Source organism: Burkholderia sp. SIMBA_051, from assembly GCF_046534915.1.
GTDB lineage: Bacteria > Pseudomonadota > Gammaproteobacteria > Burkholderiales > Burkholderiaceae > Burkholderia > Burkholderia ambifaria.
This window is the reverse complement of sequence record NZ_JAWRXS010000443.1, coordinates 1-262: the sequence shown is the minus strand read 5'-3', so window position 1 is coordinate 262 and position 262 is coordinate 1. Positions and strand designations below refer to the sequence as shown.

1 protein-coding gene is annotated in these 262 nt (G+C 65.6%); it reads left to right on the top strand.

The features are described from left to right. Positions 1 to 2: 2 nt before the first annotated feature. Positions 3 to 262: DUF2946 family protein (locus tag SB771_RS35215; RefSeq protein ID WP_410722069.1), on the top strand; the 260-nt coding region annotated here is incomplete at its 3' end.

Here is a 262-nt window from a genome sequence, read left to right as displayed (position 1 = left end):
ATGTGCCGGGTTGCACAGGGTGGCTGATGCTGGACCGGCGCGGCAACTGGCGCATGCGGGACGAGGCGGCGCAGGCGAGCGGCTTGCCCGGTGAGCCGATCCGGCATGAGGCGCTGCTCGGATTCATCAATCGGAACTACGACGCCGACGAACACGGACAGTGGTTCTTTCAGAATGGCCCGCAGCGGGTTTATGTCGAGCTGGGCTATACGCCGTGGGTGGTGAGGTTGTCGCTCGATGCCGCCGGCGCGCTTTCGCTGAC